Source organism: Treponema sp. R6D11 (assembly GCF_054786075.1).
The window spans coordinates 1-684 of record NZ_BDHD01000624.1 but is presented as its reverse complement, the minus strand read 5'-3'; the positions used below and the strand labels follow the sequence as shown (position 1 = coordinate 684).

Annotated in this window: 1 protein-coding gene; it reads right to left on the bottom strand. The window is 44.3% G+C overall.

Features of this window, described 5'->3' with window-relative positions:
- Positions 1-11: 11 nt before the first annotated feature.
- Positions 12-684 (bottom strand): M16 family metallopeptidase (locus ACYVTD_RS15120; RefSeq protein WP_461248534.1); only part of this gene is annotated, 673 nt, incomplete at its 5' end.

Below are 684 nucleotides of genomic sequence, written 5' to 3'. Positions count from 1 at the left end.
AGAATCTTCCATCAGCGGAAAAAATAAAGGCGATTTTTAGAGAGACGCAAGCCGCTCTCCGTAAAACCAAATCGTCGCACGGCTTCTTTTTCTAAAAGAAGTTCCCTAAGAGCGTCCTCTACTCTGCCCGTTTTTGGTTCAGTACCCATTGAATAAAACTTAGAGTTTGCAGACCATCGCCAAATACCGCCCCACGAGCCGTTAGTCGCCGACTGCGGATCGGAATGAGCTTCTTCAAAACGAAGCGAGAGCATATAGTCAATTAAAAAATCAATTACGGATTCACGATAAGACGCAAGTGTCCCTCTTTGCGGTCCTTTGTTCATTTTGTAATAAACATAAAAGTTAGTCGATGTAAGTTCAGGGTCTGTAATAATATTGACGTTAAAGTTGCCGTTCTTTGGCGGCGGCAATTCATGCAGAGGTCGATTTACAGGCTTGCTTGACACGGGCATGGTAAAATGTTGGGCTAACTGCGATTCCAAAGCTTTCCCGTCAAAATCGCCTGCAAAAACTATAGCCATATTGTCGCTTGTATACCAGCGATTATAAAATTCCTTTACGTTTTCCGATGTGGCGTTCTCGATAATTTCCGCAAGACCGATAGGTTGACGCTCGGCGTAAGCGCTCCCTGCAAAAAGAATCGGCAGAATTTTTTTACGCACTCTGTCCATTGCGTCAGAC